18 protein-coding genes, 1 rRNA gene and 1 riboswitch are annotated in these 16,830 nt (G+C 49.4%); of the genes, 2 read left to right on the top strand and 17 right to left on the bottom strand.

Annotation, left to right across the window (positions count from 1 at the left end; genetic code table 11):
- Window positions 1-2: 2 nt before the first annotated feature.
- The 4 genes from rnmV to BN2762_RS01980 form a co-directional block, all read right to left on the bottom strand.
- Window positions 3-557 carry a ribonuclease M5 gene (gene rnmV / locus BN2762_RS01995; protein WP_055105380.1) on the bottom strand — a complete coding sequence of 185 codons (555 nt, stop codon included), beginning with the start codon at window positions 555-557 and terminating at the stop codon, window positions 3-5.
- Between the two features lie 112 nt (window positions 558-669).
- Window positions 670-1,806 carry a 3D domain-containing protein gene (locus tag BN2762_RS01990; RefSeq protein WP_055105379.1) on the bottom strand — a complete coding sequence of 379 codons (1,137 nt, stop codon included), beginning with the start codon at window positions 1,804-1,806 and terminating at the stop codon, window positions 670-672.
- A gap of 254 nt (window positions 1,807-2,060) precedes the next feature.
- A riboswitch (cyclic di-AMP (ydaO/yuaA leader) is annotated at window positions 2,061-2,286 on the bottom strand.
- A gap of 215 nt (window positions 2,287-2,501) precedes the next feature.
- Window positions 2,502-3,269, bottom strand: a complete 768-nt coding sequence (locus BN2762_RS01985; RefSeq protein ID WP_055105378.1) for a TatD family hydrolase — start codon at window positions 3,267-3,269, stop codon at window positions 2,502-2,504.
- Between the two features lie 18 nt (window positions 3,270-3,287).
- Window positions 3,288-4,574 (bottom strand): HD domain-containing protein, encoded by a 1,287-nt coding sequence (locus tag BN2762_RS01980; RefSeq protein WP_055105377.1) that lies wholly within the window; start codon window positions 4,572-4,574, stop codon window positions 3,288-3,290.
- 339 nt (window positions 4,575-4,913) lie between these two features.
- Between BN2762_RS01980 and BN2762_RS01975 the strand changes: the two genes are divergently transcribed.
- Window positions 4,914-5,168: an AbrB/MazE/SpoVT family DNA-binding domain-containing protein gene (locus BN2762_RS01975; protein ID WP_019640040.1), complete on the top strand. Its 255-nt coding sequence runs from the start codon at window positions 4,914-4,916 to the stop codon at window positions 5,166-5,168.
- 186 nt (window positions 5,169-5,354) lie between these two features.
- On the opposite strand, the gene rsmI is transcribed toward BN2762_RS01975, so the two are convergent.
- The 10 genes from rsmI to BN2762_RS01925 form a co-directional block, all read right to left on the bottom strand.
- Window positions 5,355-6,242 (bottom strand): 16S rRNA (cytidine(1402)-2'-O)-methyltransferase, encoded by an 888-nt coding sequence (gene rsmI, locus BN2762_RS01970; protein ID WP_055105376.1) that lies wholly within the window; start codon window positions 6,240-6,242, stop codon window positions 5,355-5,357.
- Window positions 6,239-7,006: a tRNA1(Val) (adenine(37)-N6)-methyltransferase gene (locus BN2762_RS01965; RefSeq protein WP_055105512.1), complete on the bottom strand. Its 768-nt coding sequence runs from the start codon at window positions 7,004-7,006 to the stop codon at window positions 6,239-6,241. The genes rsmI and BN2762_RS01965 overlap by 4 nt, the downstream gene beginning before the upstream one ends.
- Before the next feature lie 96 nt (window positions 7,007-7,102).
- Entirely contained in the window at window positions 7,103-7,483 is a 381-nt protein-coding gene (locus BN2762_RS01960; protein WP_055105375.1) for an initiation-control protein YabA, read from the bottom strand.
- Between the two features lie 45 nt (window positions 7,484-7,528).
- Entirely contained in the window at window positions 7,529-8,329 is an 801-nt protein-coding gene (locus BN2762_RS01955) for a PSP1 domain-containing protein (protein ID WP_055105374.1), read from the bottom strand.
- A 131-nt stretch (window positions 8,330-8,460) separates the two neighbouring features.
- Window positions 8,461-9,435, bottom strand: coding sequence for a DNA polymerase III subunit delta' (gene holB / locus BN2762_RS01950; RefSeq protein WP_055105373.1), 975 nt, complete (start codon window positions 9,433-9,435; stop codon window positions 8,461-8,463).
- A 305-nt stretch (window positions 9,436-9,740) separates the two neighbouring features.
- Complete coding sequence (locus tag BN2762_RS01945) at window positions 9,741-10,184, bottom strand: YaaR family protein (protein WP_055105511.1); 444 nt, start codon at window positions 10,182-10,184, stop codon at window positions 9,741-9,743.
- A gap of 33 nt (window positions 10,185-10,217) precedes the next feature.
- Window positions 10,218-10,547, bottom strand: a complete 330-nt coding sequence (locus BN2762_RS01940; RefSeq protein ID WP_019640047.1) for a cyclic-di-AMP receptor — start codon at window positions 10,545-10,547, stop codon at window positions 10,218-10,220.
- Between the two features lie 82 nt (window positions 10,548-10,629).
- Window positions 10,630-11,274, bottom strand: coding sequence for a dTMP kinase (gene tmk / locus BN2762_RS01935; protein ID WP_055105372.1), 645 nt, complete (start codon window positions 11,272-11,274; stop codon window positions 10,630-10,632).
- The gene (locus tag BN2762_RS01930; RefSeq protein WP_055105371.1) at window positions 11,264-13,108 is read right to left on the bottom strand and encodes an aminotransferase class I/II-fold pyridoxal phosphate-dependent enzyme; all 1,845 of its coding nucleotides are present in this window, start codon (window positions 13,106-13,108) and stop codon (window positions 11,264-11,266) included. The genes tmk and BN2762_RS01930 overlap by 11 nt, the downstream gene beginning before the upstream one ends.
- Before the next feature lie 322 nt (window positions 13,109-13,430).
- On the bottom strand, window positions 13,431-13,616 hold the full coding sequence (locus tag BN2762_RS01925; RefSeq protein WP_055105370.1) for a sigma factor G inhibitor Gin: 186 nt from the start codon (window positions 13,614-13,616) through the stop codon (window positions 13,431-13,433).
- A 228-nt stretch (window positions 13,617-13,844) separates the two neighbouring features.
- Between BN2762_RS01925 and BN2762_RS01920 the strand changes: the two genes are divergently transcribed.
- Window positions 13,845-14,369, top strand: a complete 525-nt coding sequence (locus tag BN2762_RS01920) for a hypothetical protein (RefSeq protein WP_055105369.1) — start codon at window positions 13,845-13,847, stop codon at window positions 14,367-14,369.
- Window positions 14,370-14,540: 171 nt separating this feature from the next.
- Here BN2762_RS01920 and BN2762_RS01915 read toward each other — a convergent pair whose 3' ends face one another.
- From BN2762_RS01915 to rrf, 3 genes are all read right to left on the bottom strand, one after another.
- Window positions 14,541-14,969: a hypothetical protein gene (locus tag BN2762_RS01915; protein WP_055105368.1), complete on the bottom strand. Its 429-nt coding sequence runs from the start codon at window positions 14,967-14,969 to the stop codon at window positions 14,541-14,543.
- Window positions 14,970-15,247: 278 nt separating this feature from the next.
- Complete coding sequence (locus BN2762_RS01910; RefSeq protein WP_055105367.1) at window positions 15,248-16,333, bottom strand: DUF3298 and DUF4163 domain-containing protein; 1,086 nt, start codon at window positions 16,331-16,333, stop codon at window positions 15,248-15,250.
- 233 nt (window positions 16,334-16,566) lie between these two features.
- Window positions 16,567-16,683: ribosomal RNA gene (rrf, locus tag BN2762_RS01905) — 5S ribosomal RNA — on the bottom strand.
- Between the last annotated feature and the right edge of the window lie 147 nt (window positions 16,684-16,830).

Raw genomic sequence — 16,830 nt, 5'->3', positions numbered from 1 at the left:
CTCTATACTCCTTTATCCTCCAATTGAGCCAGCGCAGCCGCAAACTCCTCCCGGCTAATCCGAAACACGGTGAGCCGCTTATAGAGCTGCTTGCCGTTGCAATAGCCGATGCCAAGCAATTCACCGATCACGCGCCTTCTGGCAGCGGCTGAAGGGTGAATGATCAGGCCGGCGTCTATTAAGTCTTCCCAATCGATGAGCCGATCATCAGCGCCTGAAGCCTCTGCCTCGGTTCGTACGCGTGCCAGCGCTTCCCGGATCGCTTCGGGGGAAGCATTCTCTACGCCGATATCCCCGCGCCGCGTTGCATCCGCCTCACGAATAAAGGCATGCTTGCAGCCCGGCACCCGGCTCGCGACGATTTTGCGGATTCGCTCGCCGGCATGATCGGGATCAGTCAAGATAATAACGCCCCGCCGCTCCTGAGCCAGTGCGATTTTGCGCAGTACAGCCTCATTGACGGCCGAGCCTCCGGTTTCGATCGTATCGGCCTCTACGGCCCGTTTGACGGCGACGGTATCGTCCCGCCCTTCCACGACAATGACCTCTTTGATCATGAGAAGTTAACCCTCTTCCTCATACGCAAAAAGAAGAGGACTTCTCCTCTTCTTTCCATACCTTTTTCATTTATTTATAGTATCTTATTCGCTTTACAATGTAAAACAGGATTTAGTTCAATTCCGGTTTGTTCGGACCAATGACATATACCGTACGGCCCTTCTTGCGGCCGAAGTTCTTCGCCGATTTCAGGCTGTCGAAATAAATGTCCATTTTATTGCCCTTAATAGCGCCACCCGTATCTTCGGCTCTGCGGAACCCAATGCCTTCGATGTATACCCACCAACCCATAGGAACGACGTTCTTGTCTACGGCAATCGTTCTGCCCTCCGTGACGCGAGTCCCGGAAGCCGTCTTCGTGCCGATACCGTCCTCTTCGGCGGAATATGCGGTTAATGTGACGTTTTTGAGCACTTTTTTATATTTAAATGAGACGCCGCCTTTGGTTGTCGTTCCGCTGATATCCACTTTATCCGCAGTGCGGGTAATATTAGCGGCAAGCACAGCCTCCGGCTTGGGCTTCGTACCGACAGCGATCACTTTGTCCTGAGCCTTCGTCTCGACCTCTTTGCTCAGCCAACGCTTGGATACGAAATTTCCGTCTTCATACACTTTCTCAACGTGATGGATAACTACTCCCTCGCTGCCCTGCTGCAGCACCTTCGTCTGCCCCTTCTCCAGATTAGGATCCGAGGTTTTGACGATGCCAAATGGTACGGTCTCCTTCTTCTGAACCGTTTGCTTGGATACGCGCACTACCTTGATTTTGAGATCGGAGGTTACCTTGCTGTCTAATTCCGGAGTCACTTTATCATCCGGGTTCACCTTGATGCCAAGCTCATTCATAATCCCCTGCACACTGGATTGAGTCGTTAAATGCGACTTCGTCTGACCATCTACGCTTACCTGCACCGGAACCGCCCTTACGATGACGATCCGGTCCCCTGCCTTGAGAGAGCTCTCAAGCGGCCGCGATATCGTATCGCCTTGGCTCAGCACGATGGAATGTTCATCCAGTACTTGATTCACTAAAGATTTGCGGGTCTCGATCTCCTGGATCTTCCCGTCCACTACCAAATAAATGCTTTTGCTGCTGCCATTCAGCCAAATCAGAATGATGATGATGGCTGCGAAAGTTAACAACGTGACAACCGATATCTGACGTAGATTCTCATGCTTCCATCGTAATGCGTTAGACATACTGGATGAGCGTGATTCATGGGTCTCTTCTTTCTGGAAAATGCCCACTTTCCGTCCTCCTTCATAGTCCCGCCTTAGGTCAAATGCATGATGAATATTGACGTGACTATTTCCGTTTTTTACGAAATGCTAGAAATCCGCATCCCGCATCCTGCCCCAGTCTGGTCGGCATTTGTCACCTCCTGTTATAGAACAGTATGATGACCCTATCACAATTATTCAAAACAAAAGAAGCCGGAAGAAAGAGTTAGAGCAACTCTTTCGTGGCTTCCTGTAGGTCTTGGTGTAATAGGATGCACGAAGTTGCCTCTCTTGACACGCTTACGAGGTTAGCTGTCGGGTTCGGACGAAGAGAGCCGCCCTTTCTCAGTTCATTCGCTCATGGCGCAATGACCTCGAATTCACCCCAGATCCTGCAAAAAGAAATCAAATACGGCAGATGTCTTCGTTGACTGTATGAAGATCAGTTCATCAAGACCGTATCCGGTTCCCCCGTTCCCCTGTGCGGAGATTCAGCGAGACTGGTTCATGGAACATGATTCGATGGCCGGCCGTGATGCTCCCAACTCGGCCAAATCGATCACTGAAAAGATTCTATCCTGTTTCGATGCATGTTGTAAAGGACGAATCAAGAACGTTTTCTTAAGAAAAAGGTTAAAAAAATGTAATAGACTCGCTGTTTTAAATTAAAATGCATTAATCTTTCCTGAAATCTCTCTTTTTTACCCCTTTTCCTCCCGATTTCACCGGATGGAAAATCGTTCCATTGCATTTCGGGTTGTGATTTCTGCAATTTCTTGGAAGGACAACCCTTTTAATTCAGCAGCTGCTTCGGCCACCAAACGAACATATGCGGACTCATTTCTTTTTCCACGATATGGGTGCGGCGTCAAATAAGGGGAATCTGTCTCCAGCAATAACCGGTCGATTGGCGTCTGCTTCAGTACTTCTTTGGGCTGCTTCGCATTCTTGAAGGTGATCGGCCCGCCGAAGGACAAGTGAAACCCCATATTCAGGCATAATTTCGCAGTTTCCCAGCTCCCTGAGAACGAGTGCATCACTCCGCCGACCTCATGGGCCTTCTCTTCCCGAAGAATGCGAACTGTGTCCTCATGAGCATCACGATTATGAATGACGATCGGCATGCCAAGCTCCCGGGCCAGACCGATCTGCTTGCGGAACACGGCATGCTGCACATCCTTCGGCGACGTGTCCCAGTAATAATCCAAGCCGATCTCCCCAATGGCGACGACTTTTTCATGACGGCATAATTCAGCAATCCAGTCCAAATCCTCTTCCTTCATCGTGATGGCATCCTGAGGATGCCAGCCGACGGCGGCATAAATGAAATCATAGCTCTCGGCCAGCTTCATTGTCGTTGGAATGGTCTCCCGGTTAAAGCCGATATTAATCATGCGCGTAACTCCTTGTTCAACCGCACGGGAAATCGTTTCCTTCTGATCCTCAGCAAACTGCTCTGCATCCAAATGCGTATGCGTATCCACCAACATGGCGATATCCCTCCTAACTTAACTCTCCCGGCCAAAAAACCGAGCCAAATCCTCCTGAAAACCAGGCCAGACCGCCTGTAATTTATTATCCGGAAAGTACAAATAATATTTTCCCCGCTGCATGCCGCTAATTGAGCGGACAATGTCGGAAACCTCCGAAATTTCCACCAGGCGCTCCTGCTTGTCCAGAAGCAGAATCTGCTTCCCGCGAAGCTCTTCGTCAGGACGAGACACATCATAAGGCAAGTCCGTCGGAAAATCAATGACCAGATCATATTCCGGATGTAAGCCTAATTTTCGGAATTCTTCGCGTATTTCCGTTATTTTCTCCAAATCAAGCGATTCCAGTTCAACATATTTGTACAATTTGCGATCCATAAAACGGGTACAAAGATCAGCCAGCAGCGTATCTTCCTCATCCTTCCACTGCATAAAGGCAGTTTGAATCAGTGCTTCATCTAATAGCAAATATTGCTGAACCGTCAAATTGGCGTTAAACAAGTCCGGTAGCGGGCTAGGCAGGAATGAAAAAGCATACCCGTGCGCATGCAGCTCTTTAACCCGGTGAAAAATTTGCCGCAAAATGATCTCGGAGCTTCGCGTAACCGGATGGAAATAAACCTGCCAGTACATTTGATAGCGGGACATCAAATAATCCTCCACCGCGTGCATGCCCGTCTCCTTAACGACGATCCGCCCCTGATGTGGCCGCAGCATCCGCAATATCCGGTCCATATCAATCGTTCCGTAATTGACGCCGGTAAAATAGGCATCCCTCAGCAGATAATCCATCCGATCCGCATCCAGCGGGCTGGTGACCAGATTAACGACAATTTCATTCGGGTAATCCTTCTGTATAACCGAAGCAACCTTGGCCGGGAAATCCTCGCCCATCTGCTTCAAGACATGTCCTACCTCCGTGTCGCCGAGCAATATGCGGCAGGTCCAATCCTCATGGTTCATATCGAAGGCTTGTTCAATAGAATGGGAGAAGGGGCCATGGCCCAAATCATGCAAAAGTGCCGCGCAGAGAGCGACAAGACGCTCATCCTTCGGCCAATCCGGATAATTATTTCTTTCAAACTGAGAAATGATTCGCCGCGTGATCTCATATACTCCTAAAGAATGAGAGAATCGGCTATGCTCCGCGCCATGGAAGGTTAAATAAGAAGTGCCGAGCTGACGGATCCGGCGAAGCCGCTGAAATTCCTTCGTATTAATAAGCAACCAGATCAATTCATCCTGCACATGAATATAATTATGTACAGGATCTTTGAACACCTTTTCTTCGCGAAGATTATGCATGTTTAATTCTCCTTGTTTTCAATTTTTTTGAAACTAAAAGAATTTAACGTCTTGGGACCGGTCGATCGACTCGACAAGTTTTGTCGAATTTTGTCTAACCATGTCGTATTAGGTGTCGTAATGGTGTCGAATCATTAAAAGCCCGGTATTAAAGCGATTTTTAAATGGCATTCATACATTTATGTCTTTAATTTAGTAAATTAACTGAACTCTACCATAAATAGGTTGACTGTTTTGGGAAACGTTGGTATTATAATTATCATAAAAGATAGAAGTTTGTCGAATTATGACGCTTTAACAAATTTATTTTAAAATTTTGCGAGAGGGGTATCATCAGTCATGATGAAATCAACAGGTATTGTTAGAAAAGTAGACGAGCTGGGCCGTGTCGTTATTCCTATCGAATTGCGCCGTACGCTTGGAATCGGGGAAAAGGATGCGCTTGAAATTTATGTAGACGGCGAGCGTATCATGCTTAAAAAATACGAGCCTGCCTGCATCTTCTGCGGCAATGCTGAGAACGTAACTTACTTCAAAGGCAAAATTGTTTGCCATGAATGCCTCACGGAAATTCCAACACCTGTGACAAATTAAGAATTATAGTATATAATAGACTTACTGAATCTGTTAATTCTAACCTTTTTCATATCTCCTTGGTGCCTTCTTCGGCTTGAACCCGGCCGAATGAAGGCTCCCTTTTTTTTGAGCGCCCCTATTTCATGCCTTATCCACAGGCTCTAAAACACCGTCAAGCAGCCCCCTGCGCTTCACTCCTGCTCGTCATAGCAAAGACTGATAAATATCTCTCTTGGATACTCCGCGATCCAGAGCCGCCTTCTTCATCGCCTCCTTTCGGGCCAACCCCTCCGCTTCGTAGTGCGCGACATGCTCCTGAATCGACAGCGGCTGCCACCAGGCATTCCGCTTCTCTTCAAGCTGCTTAGGATCAGCGCCTTCCAGCACAATGCAGTATTCCCCCATCGGCGGATGCTCCTCCAGCCATTCCAGGCATTCCTGAATCGTCCCCCGGGCCATCTCCTCGAATCGTTTGGTAAGCTCCCGGGCCAAGACGACTCTCCGGTCACCCAGGACGCTGAGCATCGACTCCAGAGTCTTGATCAGGCGATGCGGGGATTCGTACAGCAGCAGCGTGCTCTGCTCCTCCAGCTGCTTTTGCAGAATTTCTTCCCGCTCCCGCTGCTCCCGGGGAAGGAACCCGATAAATTTAAAATGGTCCGTAGGCAATCCGGAGACGATTAAGGCGGACAGTGCCGCAGTTGCCCCCGGCACAGGGACAACAGAAATTCCGGCTTCAATCGCCAGCTTCACCAGGTCGCTCCCGGGATCCGATATGGCCGGCAGACCTGCATCGCTGACAAGCGCCAAATTTTTTCCTTCTATTATAAAGCGTATAAGCTCTGGCCCGCTGGCCAACCGGTTATGCTCATGGTAGCTCAGCAGCTTGCCCGGCGTAATCTCGAAATGGGACAGCAGCTTTCTTGTCTGCCGGGTGTCCTCGGCGGCGATAATGTCTGCTTCCCGCAGGATACGCACCGCTCGGTAAGTCATATCCTCCAGGTTGCCAATCGGCGTAGCCACCAGGTAGAGCTTCCCGCAATTGGCGGGCTCACCCTGCCCCGCGAAGCTTTTTTGTACCTTCACACTCATGATTTTCCCTCATTTGATCCGTAGTATATTTCGTATATTTCTCTGCAGTATTCCCCGTTCTCCTCATATACGATAAGCGGCGGCAGCACGCGGACATCCGGCTTCCCGTCCCGCAGCGCTTCAATAAGCACCATATTAGCTTCCATACCTGCCCGCGGATGAACGAAGCGAATGACCTTCGGCTCTAGCCGATACTGGCGCAGAAGCGTTATAATTTCACCTAACCGCTGAGGCTTGTGCACCATCGACAGCTTGCCCCCGGTTCGGAGCAGCCTCATCGAGGAGCTGATGACCTCCTCCAGCGTGCAGTGAATCTCATGCCGGGCAATCGCCTGATGCGGATTCAGCTTCAAATCCCCGCCGGTCAGTGGCATATAAGGCGGGTTCACGGTCAAGGCATCATAAGCCCCGTGCCCCGTCTCCTGCACAAGCTCCCGCAGATCGCCCTCCCTTATGAGGATCCGATCCTGGAGGGTATTCAGCTGGACGCTACGGCGTGCCATGTCTGCTAGCCGGGGCTGGATTTCAATGCCCTCGATTTGCGCTTCCGTACGCGTTGACAGCAGCAGCGGAATAACGCCATTGCCCGTGCATAGATCTATAATTCTGCCCCGCTTGGGCACCGCAGCAAACCGCGCCAGCAGCACGGCGTCCATGGAGAAGCTGAACACCTCGTCACTCTGAATGATCCGCAATTGATGCGTCAGCAAATCATCCAGCCTTTCACTTCCATATAAAGGTACTTCTATTGGCAATTGGCCCATCGTCATCGAATACGCGCCTTTCTTTAGGTTGCATGAATTTTCACTGCTCTTTATCTTCTATTGAAAAAAAACCGTAGGAAGCTCCTACGGCTTTGTTTATTTATTCAGAAAAGACAAACAGAACAAGCAATCGCCTTCCGTTCGTAAATGTCCGTAATACACGTTACAAATGTGGAATCCCTCGTGGTACAGACGTGCGAGGTTATCATAGCCTTCTCCGACGATATCGATCGCTTCCTGTGCTTCCTTGCCCTCCGGCAATGCGGACTCGATCTGTTCTGAAGATGAAGACGGAAGGCGTCCTTCGGCGGACTCCCGCTTTAATATTTTGCGTAATTGTTCATTCTCCAGTCGAAGCTGCTGGTTCTCCTCCACCAGCTTCTTGACCTCAAGCATCAGCTTGCTCAATTCGCCGTGAACGGTTCCCATTTGTGCATCCAGCGCCTGCATATGCGTAAAAATATCTTTATTCTCCAAGTTCCCACCCCAGAGTCATCTCTAAAGTCTTTCATGAAAAACTCATTATTTAACGACAACATCATCTAAAGGAAGTTCCTTGACCTTACCTATTTCGAATAATTGCACATGAACCAAACGCGATCCCGCATTCAGCCCCACGACTTTCCCTTCACCGAGCGAAGTAATGACCAGCTTGCCTACCGACGGCAGCTCTTCCTTCACGCTCTCGTAGTTATCATGCTCGAATTTCAAGCAGCACATCAGCCTTCCGCAGAGCCCCGAAATCTTCGTCGGGTTCAGCGACAAGCTCTGGTCCTTGGCCATCTTGATCGATACAGGCTCGAAGTCGCCCAGCCAGGATGAGCAGCAAAGTATGCGTCCGCAAGGGCCGATCCCGCCGAGCATTTTGGCCTCATCCCGGACCCCGATCTGGCGAAGCTCTATCCGGGTACGGAAGATGCTGGCCAAATCCTTGACGAGTTCGCGAAAATCAACCCGTCCTTCGGCCGTGAAATAAAAAATGATCTTATTGCGGTCAAACGTAAACTCGACGTCAACCAGCTTCATTTTGAGATCATGATCTCTGATTTTATTTAAACAAGTGGCAAAAGCGTTCTTTGCCGCAAGCTTGTTCTCTTCCACCACACGGGCGTCAGCATCGTCGGCGATCCGGATCACCTTCTTGAGAGGAAGGACGACGTCCGTTTCTCCAACCTGCTTCTTCCCGACGACAACCTTACCGTATTCGATCCCGCGCGCCGTCTCGACGATGACGCTCTGTTCCTTCTCGACCGGAAGATCCAGAGGATCGAAGTAATATATCTTGCCCGCTTTCTTGAAGCGGACACCTACTACAGTATACAAAAACTTACCCCCTCGTCTAGCACTGGCACTAATAAATATGTGACCTTCCAAATAAATCCCTTGTTATTGCATGGGAGAAAGTTTACTGCAATTTCTGGCGTTAGGATGACAAGGTATTTATCTCTCTATGGTTATCCCTCCACACCAATCAAAAACTGCTCGACGCAGAGCTGGCCATTCATGTTCTGTCTCAGCTTCTTCCTGCTCTCCGCTGCCAGAGCCATCGCCTGTATCCAATGCTCCTGGCTGCGGCTGGAAGCATGCCTGTTAATAAAATCCAGCTCATCTATGAAAACGATCCGGTCATGTCTATGGTAGAGCGCATGGAGCATGTCCTTAAACCACAAATGGAAAAGATTAAACAACATGTCCAAATGATCACCAAGGCCTGCCTTGAAAATAGCCTGCTGCGCTGTAATTAAAGGGGTCCCGCCACGTCCTGCGGATTCCTTCCCTAATTGTAACACTACGTTTCTAATTTCTGCAAACCAATTCTGCTGCAGCAGCTCACGGCACGGGCCCAATCCTGCCGCCAAATGAACGGCGCATCTCGCCAAGGTGGGCGAAAATCCCTCATTGGACAAAACCTGGAGCATTTGTTCCGGATCAAGCGGGGTAAAGGGCACCCACTGCGCCCGCGATTGAATAGTCGGCAGCAGGGCACGTCCATTATCCGACAGCAGAATGGCCACGGCCGGGGATGGCGGCTCCTCTAGAAACTTCAGCAGGCTGTTTGCAGCCTGAACCGTCATTTTCTCCGACTCGTCAATAATGTAAGCCTTCGGATTTCCGCCTTCCGAGCGATATGAGAAAATCCGCTGTAAATCGCGGATTTGATCAATCTTGATGGTTGAGCCCTCCGGGGCGATATAATGAAGATCCGGGTGATTGCCATGCAGCACTTTGCGGCATTCCAGACATTCGCCGCATGCATCGTCCCCGTCCTCCGTACAGAACAATGCCTGGACGAACGCCATCGCCATTTCCTTCTGTCCGCTTCCCGGGGGCCCGCTAAATATATAAGCATGCGAGATCTGATTGCGGCGCAGCCCGCTTTGCAGCAGCTTCTTCGCCGCTTCCTGCCCCAGTATTTGCTTAAATGACATTTGCAATTCCCATTCCTTATAGAGTATAGTGCGAGTTTAAAATACAAGTTCATAAAATTAGCTAATCCCAAGTTCTAACGTCAGCTAATCAGCAGCTTGCCCTAACCTTTTGAAGCGTTTGTGAAAAAAGCCCTCAGGCTGCAAGAAGCCGAAGCCATAAATCCTACATCAGCACCTGAAATGTTAGACGGAAGTAGGCTGCGACAGTAATATGCTCTTTCGAAAGGTGAGGCAAGATTTGATGTAGAGTCTGAGTCACGTCTTTAGCGATGCTTCGTGATCAGAAGAGGCTTTTGAATAACCTTTTAAAAACAGAGATTAATCAGCATGCCTCTGATCTCACCGATCTTTTGCAGCAGCTCGATTTTTCCCTGCTCCGTCTCCAGCAGCTCGTCGGCCATCTCCAGCAAAGCTGCATCGATCTCATCCAGCAGCTTATAGCGCTTGCCCCGCCCGCGGCGATCCCAGCCCCGGGATTCCTTCATGCCTACACCGCGCCGTACCGTTTCCTCCATAAACTTCTTAACGAGAAGACGGTAGGCCTTCAGCTCGCGAATCGTCATGGAACGCGCCAGTCGATCACCCTGCAGCTGGATTTCTTTGAAACGGCGATTCAATTCCTCCTGGGAGGCGCGCTCCCCCTGCTGCTGCATGACGTCGGAGAATGTTTTGGATTGTATCGGCTTAGCGGCATTATCATTGACTCCTAGCCCACTGTTCAGCGGTCTGAACCCTGGATCTATCTTCATTGCTTTCACAGCCTATCTTCATTTATTTCAAATCTAGAAATGTTCGAAACGGTCTACCGGCAGAACGAAAACAGTCGCCCCACCAACCTGTACCTCAACCGGCAGCGGCAAATACGAATCGGTCGTTCCGCTCATCGGCGTCACTGGCGTGACAAGCTGCTCACGGACTTTGCAACTGCTGCGGATGACATTTAATACGGATTCCACCTGATTGTCGTCAACCCCGATCATAAACGTCGTATTCCCTGCCCGCAAAAATCCGCCGGTACTTGCTAGCTTCGTCGCCCGGTAATTCTCTTTCACGAGCGCACTGGAAAGACGATTGCTGTCTTTGTCTTGGATAATCGCAATGATCAGTTTCATTGCAGCCCCTCCTCGTATTTAGAATATCACATTTCTGGTTCGTATCCGGCTTTACGAAACCGAATACAACTATATTTGACAATCATACGGCAAATTCCTTTAAAGCTGCGAAAAGATAACTCTTCACTTCCTCGCTGACCTCTTCCAGCGTTCTTGAAGCATCAATCGTAATAATTCTCTCCGGGTACATTTGCGCGGCGATCCGGTAGCCTTCCCTGACTTTATAATGGAATTCCAGGCTCTCCATATCTAGCCTGTTAACCTCGCGCCCTGCTCCCGATGCGATCCTTTTCAGTCCCGCTTCCGGTTCAATATCCATAAAGAATGTCAGATCGGGAAAACGACCATTCGTCGCAAAGCTGTTGATCGACAGCACCTCCTCTATGCCAAGCCCCCTTGCATGGCCCTGGTAGGCAATGCTGCTGTCGATAAAACGGTCACACAGCACGATGGTTCCCGCCTCCAGCGCAGGCTCCACCTTCTCCGTCAAATGCTGCCGCCGGGCGGCCGCATAGAGCAGCGCCTCAGTTCGGGCATCCATCGCCGTATGCTCCGGCGCGAGGATCACCTCGCGAATTTTCTCCGCGATGACGATTCCGCCGGGCTCTCTCGTTGTCAGACATGCATTGCCCTGCTCCTCCAGCATGGAGCTTAGCAGCTGCAGCATCGTCGTCTTGCCTGAGCCTTCCCCGCCCTCCAGCGTTATAAACAATCCTCTACTCTTCATCGGTATTCCCGCCTTCTGTTTGCTCTTTATGGAGATGCTTATAGACCAGAATGGTATTCAACTGCGAATCTGCGGCGCCTTGACACTTCGCTCCAGATCGCCGCAGATCCTTCAAGCGATTCATCGCCCTCTCCGAGATAGCCTCACCCGGATAGAGCAGAGGAATACCCGGCGGATAAGGAATGATCATTTCCGCTGCGACTCGGCCCTGACTAGCCTCTACGCTCACCGCTTCCATCTCTTCCTGAGATCGCGGGTACATAGAGAAGGGAACCGGACGGGATACCTTGTCTCCCATGGCGGCCTTAATGTTCCACGTGGAAATTGACGCCGAAGCTGGCGGCCCGTCATCCTTCTGCTCTTGGTTATGCTGCATCTTTGGCTCTTGCTTGTGCTTCATCTTGTGATCTTGCTTTTGCTGTGCCTTAGATTCTGCCTTGTACTGTTTCTGATGCTCCAGACTGTAATCTGCCGGACAATCTGTTTTGCGCTCTTGATTAACTTGGCGCTCCGTTTTTTGCCCTATTATTTTGCACCCTGTCATCCGCTCTTGCTGCGCTCCGCACCCAAGCTCCAACTCCTCTGGGCCAGATCTGCGGATCATACTGCCGTCCAGAGCATCCCCAATCAGTATCCCGGTTGCAACTCTGCTTCCTGCATCATCTGCCATGCTCTTTAACGCATGGTAGAGGCGTTGAGCATCCTCCTCCGTCGTTCCCAGACTTAACGCCAGCACCACGAACCGTTCATCGCTCATTTCCGGTATGCAGCCTGCCGCCTCCAGCTTCGCCTGCAGCTCGTAGCCGCTCCAGCCGCCAGCAGCATCATAAAGTACAAGTTTGAACGGATCTTGTGTAGTATATGCAGCATCTTCTCCGCTGGCGCCCGTCTGCAGAATCCCAAAGCGCGGCAAAGCGGAGTGAATCTCCTGGCGAAGCCATTCCGCCGCAGCCAGACCCTTATTGAAAGCGGAATGGCCCTGCTCCTCCAGCATATGCCGGCTCAAATCGAGCGACGCCATGATCGGATAAGAGGGGCTGGAGCTCTGCACCATCGCGAGCCGCTGACGCAGCAGGCCGCGGTTGAGCAGGCGGCCCTGCACATGCAGCATCGCGCCCATGGTGAGGACGGAGAGCATCTTGTGCGTCGACTGAACGACGCCATCGGCGCCTTGGGCTAATGCGGACACCGGCAGGGCCGGGTGCAGCCCGTAGTGGGCGCCGTGCGCCTCGTCGACGAGCAACGGCACGCCGTTGGCGTGGCAGAGCTCCGCCAGCTCTGCCAGCGATGCGCCCATCCCGTAGTAGTTCGGGTGCGTGACGAGCAGCCCTTTCGCGCCGGGATACCGGCGCAGGGCCTCACGCACCGTCTCCGCGGACGGGATGGTGGCGAGCCCGCTTGCGCCGTGCAGCTGCGGCGCAAGGAACACCGCTTGTGCTTGCGCGAGCATTAATCCGTGAATGACGGATTTATGCACATTGCGCTGCACAAGCAGCACGTCGCCTGGAGCGGTGCACACGCTCAGGATCAGCGCCAGGTTGCCGGCCGTACTGCCGCCGACAAGAAAATACGTCTCCTCCGCTCCGAAGAAGGAGGCCGCCCGCTGCTGCGCCTCCTTGATCACGCCCTCCGGATGATGAAGATCGTCCGTCCCGGTAATTTCCGTCACGTCGATCTCCATGACCCGGGTCAGCTCCTCTGCAAGGCCGCTGCTGCTGTTTCTATAGGCTTGACCATTCTTATGACCCGGCACATGAAAAGAAGCATGCTTCGCCTTCTTGTACCGAAGCAAGGCCTCGTATAAAGGAGCACCATGCTTCACACCCTCAGACATAAATATCTGTTCCTTCCGAATTAACTTTTTTGCAATGTTCTACAACAGAACAAATCCTGCCCCGTCAAAGAGAAGCTTCAATTTACATAATACTTTTCCAATAAAATTAAAATTTAATATACAGCTTGCGATCAGCAATCAACGGCGATCCCGACAATGAACACAGCTTGTTTTGCAGATATAACTAAGCTCTCACTTCGTATTTTATATCTTCCAATGCCTTAAAAATAGTGCATCACTTCATTTTAACGTTACTCTCCAGTTCAGGGCAACACACAAAAGGACCCGCTACACGCCGCAAGCAGGTCCTTAACTACGAATACTACGCATTCTTTTGCACCCATATCTGCTTCATTCGATGAATGAAGAAGTGATATTTCTCTTCCTGAACGTCCGTGTGAATCATTTCCGCTTCACAAGCATCGCATATGAACTCGGACACGATATGAATTCCTTCCAATTTATGCTCGCCGCATATGATGCATGTATGATGCGCATGATCATCCATCCGCAATCCCACCTTGTTCATTTTACTATCAGTATGACACATGTTCTATTATTTTAAACCCTTTCATAGTACATTACTTACTATATATGTATATGCGATGCCCGCCGCAATGGTGTTTGTACGGAACAAACATAAAATATTCTTTTTTTCTGCCGATATATTAGTAAGAGCATGCCCGTATGAAAAGGCTTATCATCTTACTTTTTCCAAGGAGGGTTGAATGGATCGATGCCCGCTGAACCCGGCACGAACGCAACATTTTACCATTACCGGCTTCTAAAGAAATTGGTAATTCCCAAAACCCTGATCTATAGCCTGCTGACGCTTCCAATCCTCTGGTTAGCGGCTGCAATCGTCCTGTTCACTTGGACGAGCATCTTCTTCTTTCTGCTGGCTATTCCGGTTGCGCTATGGATTCAATATGTAATTGCCCGATCCGTACTTGTCATTCTGCATAGCACTTATCGCAAACGCTGGCGCTTCACCCGACGTTTGCCTTGGATTGGTTATATGCCGGATCAGTACGTTGCCTATTCGGTATATCGACGCGTTCAAATTCATACTTCTTGGATTGGATTGGCTATTATCGCCGTTATGGTTCCTTGGTCTCCGATGTCTTTTGTATTTTCCTTGTTCTTCTGGCACGCCTGGAGCATAACTCCGCGGCTGTTTCCACTATTCAGCTTCAAAAAACAGCCAAAAGACGGCATGATCAAGTTCAACGAAGAAGACATTTCCTACTACATGCCTTAAAGGGACCTCTTACCTCTTCTCTTGCAGCCATACATTATTAATTATGATTAGACCTTCTCTCTAGAGAAGTGCGCTTGATTCCATGCTAAAAAACCTGTTTCCTGCCTTACTGCAGGAAACAGGCGATAGTCAACGCCTCTTCATATCCTTACGCTTCATCCCCAATTGGAGTTACGGACTGCCTTCCAGTCCCTGTATTACAGTCTTCTTATCCTGCTTCGGTACCAGCACAGTAAAGGAATTATCATGAATTGTTAGTTGGACGATAACTTTATCTTTCTTATATACGCGCGTCGTTCCCGAATTCTGGTCTTCCTGCTCCGTCCAGCCCCATTCATTGATCGCTTGCTGATATTCTTCAGGCACGCTATTGGATTCAGTAATTCCTGATAACGAATAATGAACATAATCCATTCGGGAATTATTAAGAGCGGTTTCCGTAATACTCGCTTCCTTGGGAACAGGAAAGCTCTTCTCAACTGCTGAGCCCTCAAATTTCGTCCAAGAAGGTGTGGAAGATGCACAGCCTGTGATGATAATCAGCATCATCCAGACCAACCCCATGAAGCATAAGGAATATCCCTTTCCTCTTAGCCGCATGTATTATTCCTCCTTACCTGACCTAACATACTATCTCACTTGGTTAATATTAGCAAATATTCCACAATATTATTGAAAAGATAGGCTAAATTTCCTAGGAGATAAACTACCATTCTCATTATAACGCCAGTCTACCCCATGTCGGTAACAAAAAGGTTACATTCAAATGAACGAGAATAGCTCGTCCTTCAAAGAGATCATGAAAAAACGGATAATTCTCCTTAGTTGCTATCAGAGAATATCCGTTATCCGTTTTTCTATAAGCCGGGACTGTTTATTTACCTCAAAGGGCTGGTTTCCGTCGGCAGCAGCGTACTGAAAGGGATTGAAAACTCCGGCATCCCCGAGGCATAAGGAGTATATTCATACAATTGGAAAAAAATCTTCAGTTTATCACGCTGAACATAAAATTCCGTATCTTGGCCAACTCCTGCAAAGCCTCCCATATAATCCGGCAGGGCCTCCAGTTTCGCTGCTAGCTCCCCATTAAGCAATTTCTTATATTCCCTATTCGTCCCGAAAAGATCATCCAGCGTCAAAGTATGGCCATCCTGAAGCGAGAACGTATATCCCTTTTGAACTGTCATTCCATGTGCGCCGCCCGTATATTCATATTTCTGTAGGATTAAGCTTAGAATCCCGTCAGTATTATGGGTTATAATATAATGACTCTCATATTCGTATGGAGGCTCTGACGCGTCATCTCTGTCCTGCAGCTGCTTCTCTATAGATGCTTCAAACTCCTGTATTGTCCGCTTTAACGCTTCATTAATAGCCTGTTCGGCTGCCGGATTACCCGAATCGCTGATTTGCGGATATTGAAGGCGAATGATCGCCTCCTTTGACGGCTGTTCAGTGGTCAAAGTCTCGATTTGCAGTATGTTTTCTTTGGATTTCATCACATTCAATCTTTTCGTAGGAGCATACCAATCCCCTTGATAGCCTAGATAATCTCTAACCAGCGCAAAAGGCACGAACAGATGTCCGTTAACCATTTTTCCTTCCATATGGTGCAAATAATAACCGTTCACATCGATTCCGATCCGATCTGGCGAGACGCTCAGATGCACGGTTCTATGGCCCTGACCAAGACTGTAGACCTTACTCTCTGCATCATACTCCAGTGGTAAATTAAGAATATCCCGCATGAACGTGACAGGCACCCAGGTCTGTCCATTTATATACAATCCCTGCTTTTGCGTGATCATTCCATTTGATTTCAATACTACGATTGGCGGCCCCGCATTTACGTTAGAACTAGCTTTTGCCGCTTGAGCTAATTCAGCCCCGGATATCACGGAGCCTGTGAACAGCAGACTTGCTGACAGCATAGAAGCTATCCAAAATTTGCTTTGCTTCATCATCCAATTTCCCTCCTCAAGAATCGTGCATTACTTATTGTAGTAGAATTTAGGCAGCAACGGTTTACAAATCCCCTTACAATGTTGTTTTCTTTCCGGGCGGGATCTAACAATTTTTTAACCTTATGATTACAGCTAAAAATGGCAATAAAAAAACATCTGAACAGATTCAGATGCCTCATGACATGGCGTTATAAAAATAAAAACCACCACCGGATGATCGGCAGTGGTTCTTCGCTTGGCGACGTCCTACTCTCCCAGGACCCTGCGGTCCAAGTACCATCGGCGCTGGAGGGCTTAACGGTCGTGTTCGAGATGGGTACGCGTGGAACCCCTCCGCCATTGCCACCAAACATATTCAGATGTTTGATCACCTGAAAACTGGATACGAAACTTCATTTGCGTGTTAGCCCCCACTATTGGGGTATTTTTGGATAAGCCCTCGACCGATTAGTACCTGTCAGCTCCATACATTGCTGCACTTCCACATCAGGCCTATC

The sequence above is a fragment of the Paenibacillus ihumii genome (assembly GCF_001403875.1).
GTDB lineage: Bacteria > Bacillota > Bacilli > Paenibacillales > Paenibacillaceae > Fontibacillus > Fontibacillus ihumii.
This window is presented reverse-complemented; position numbering and strand designations above follow the sequence as displayed.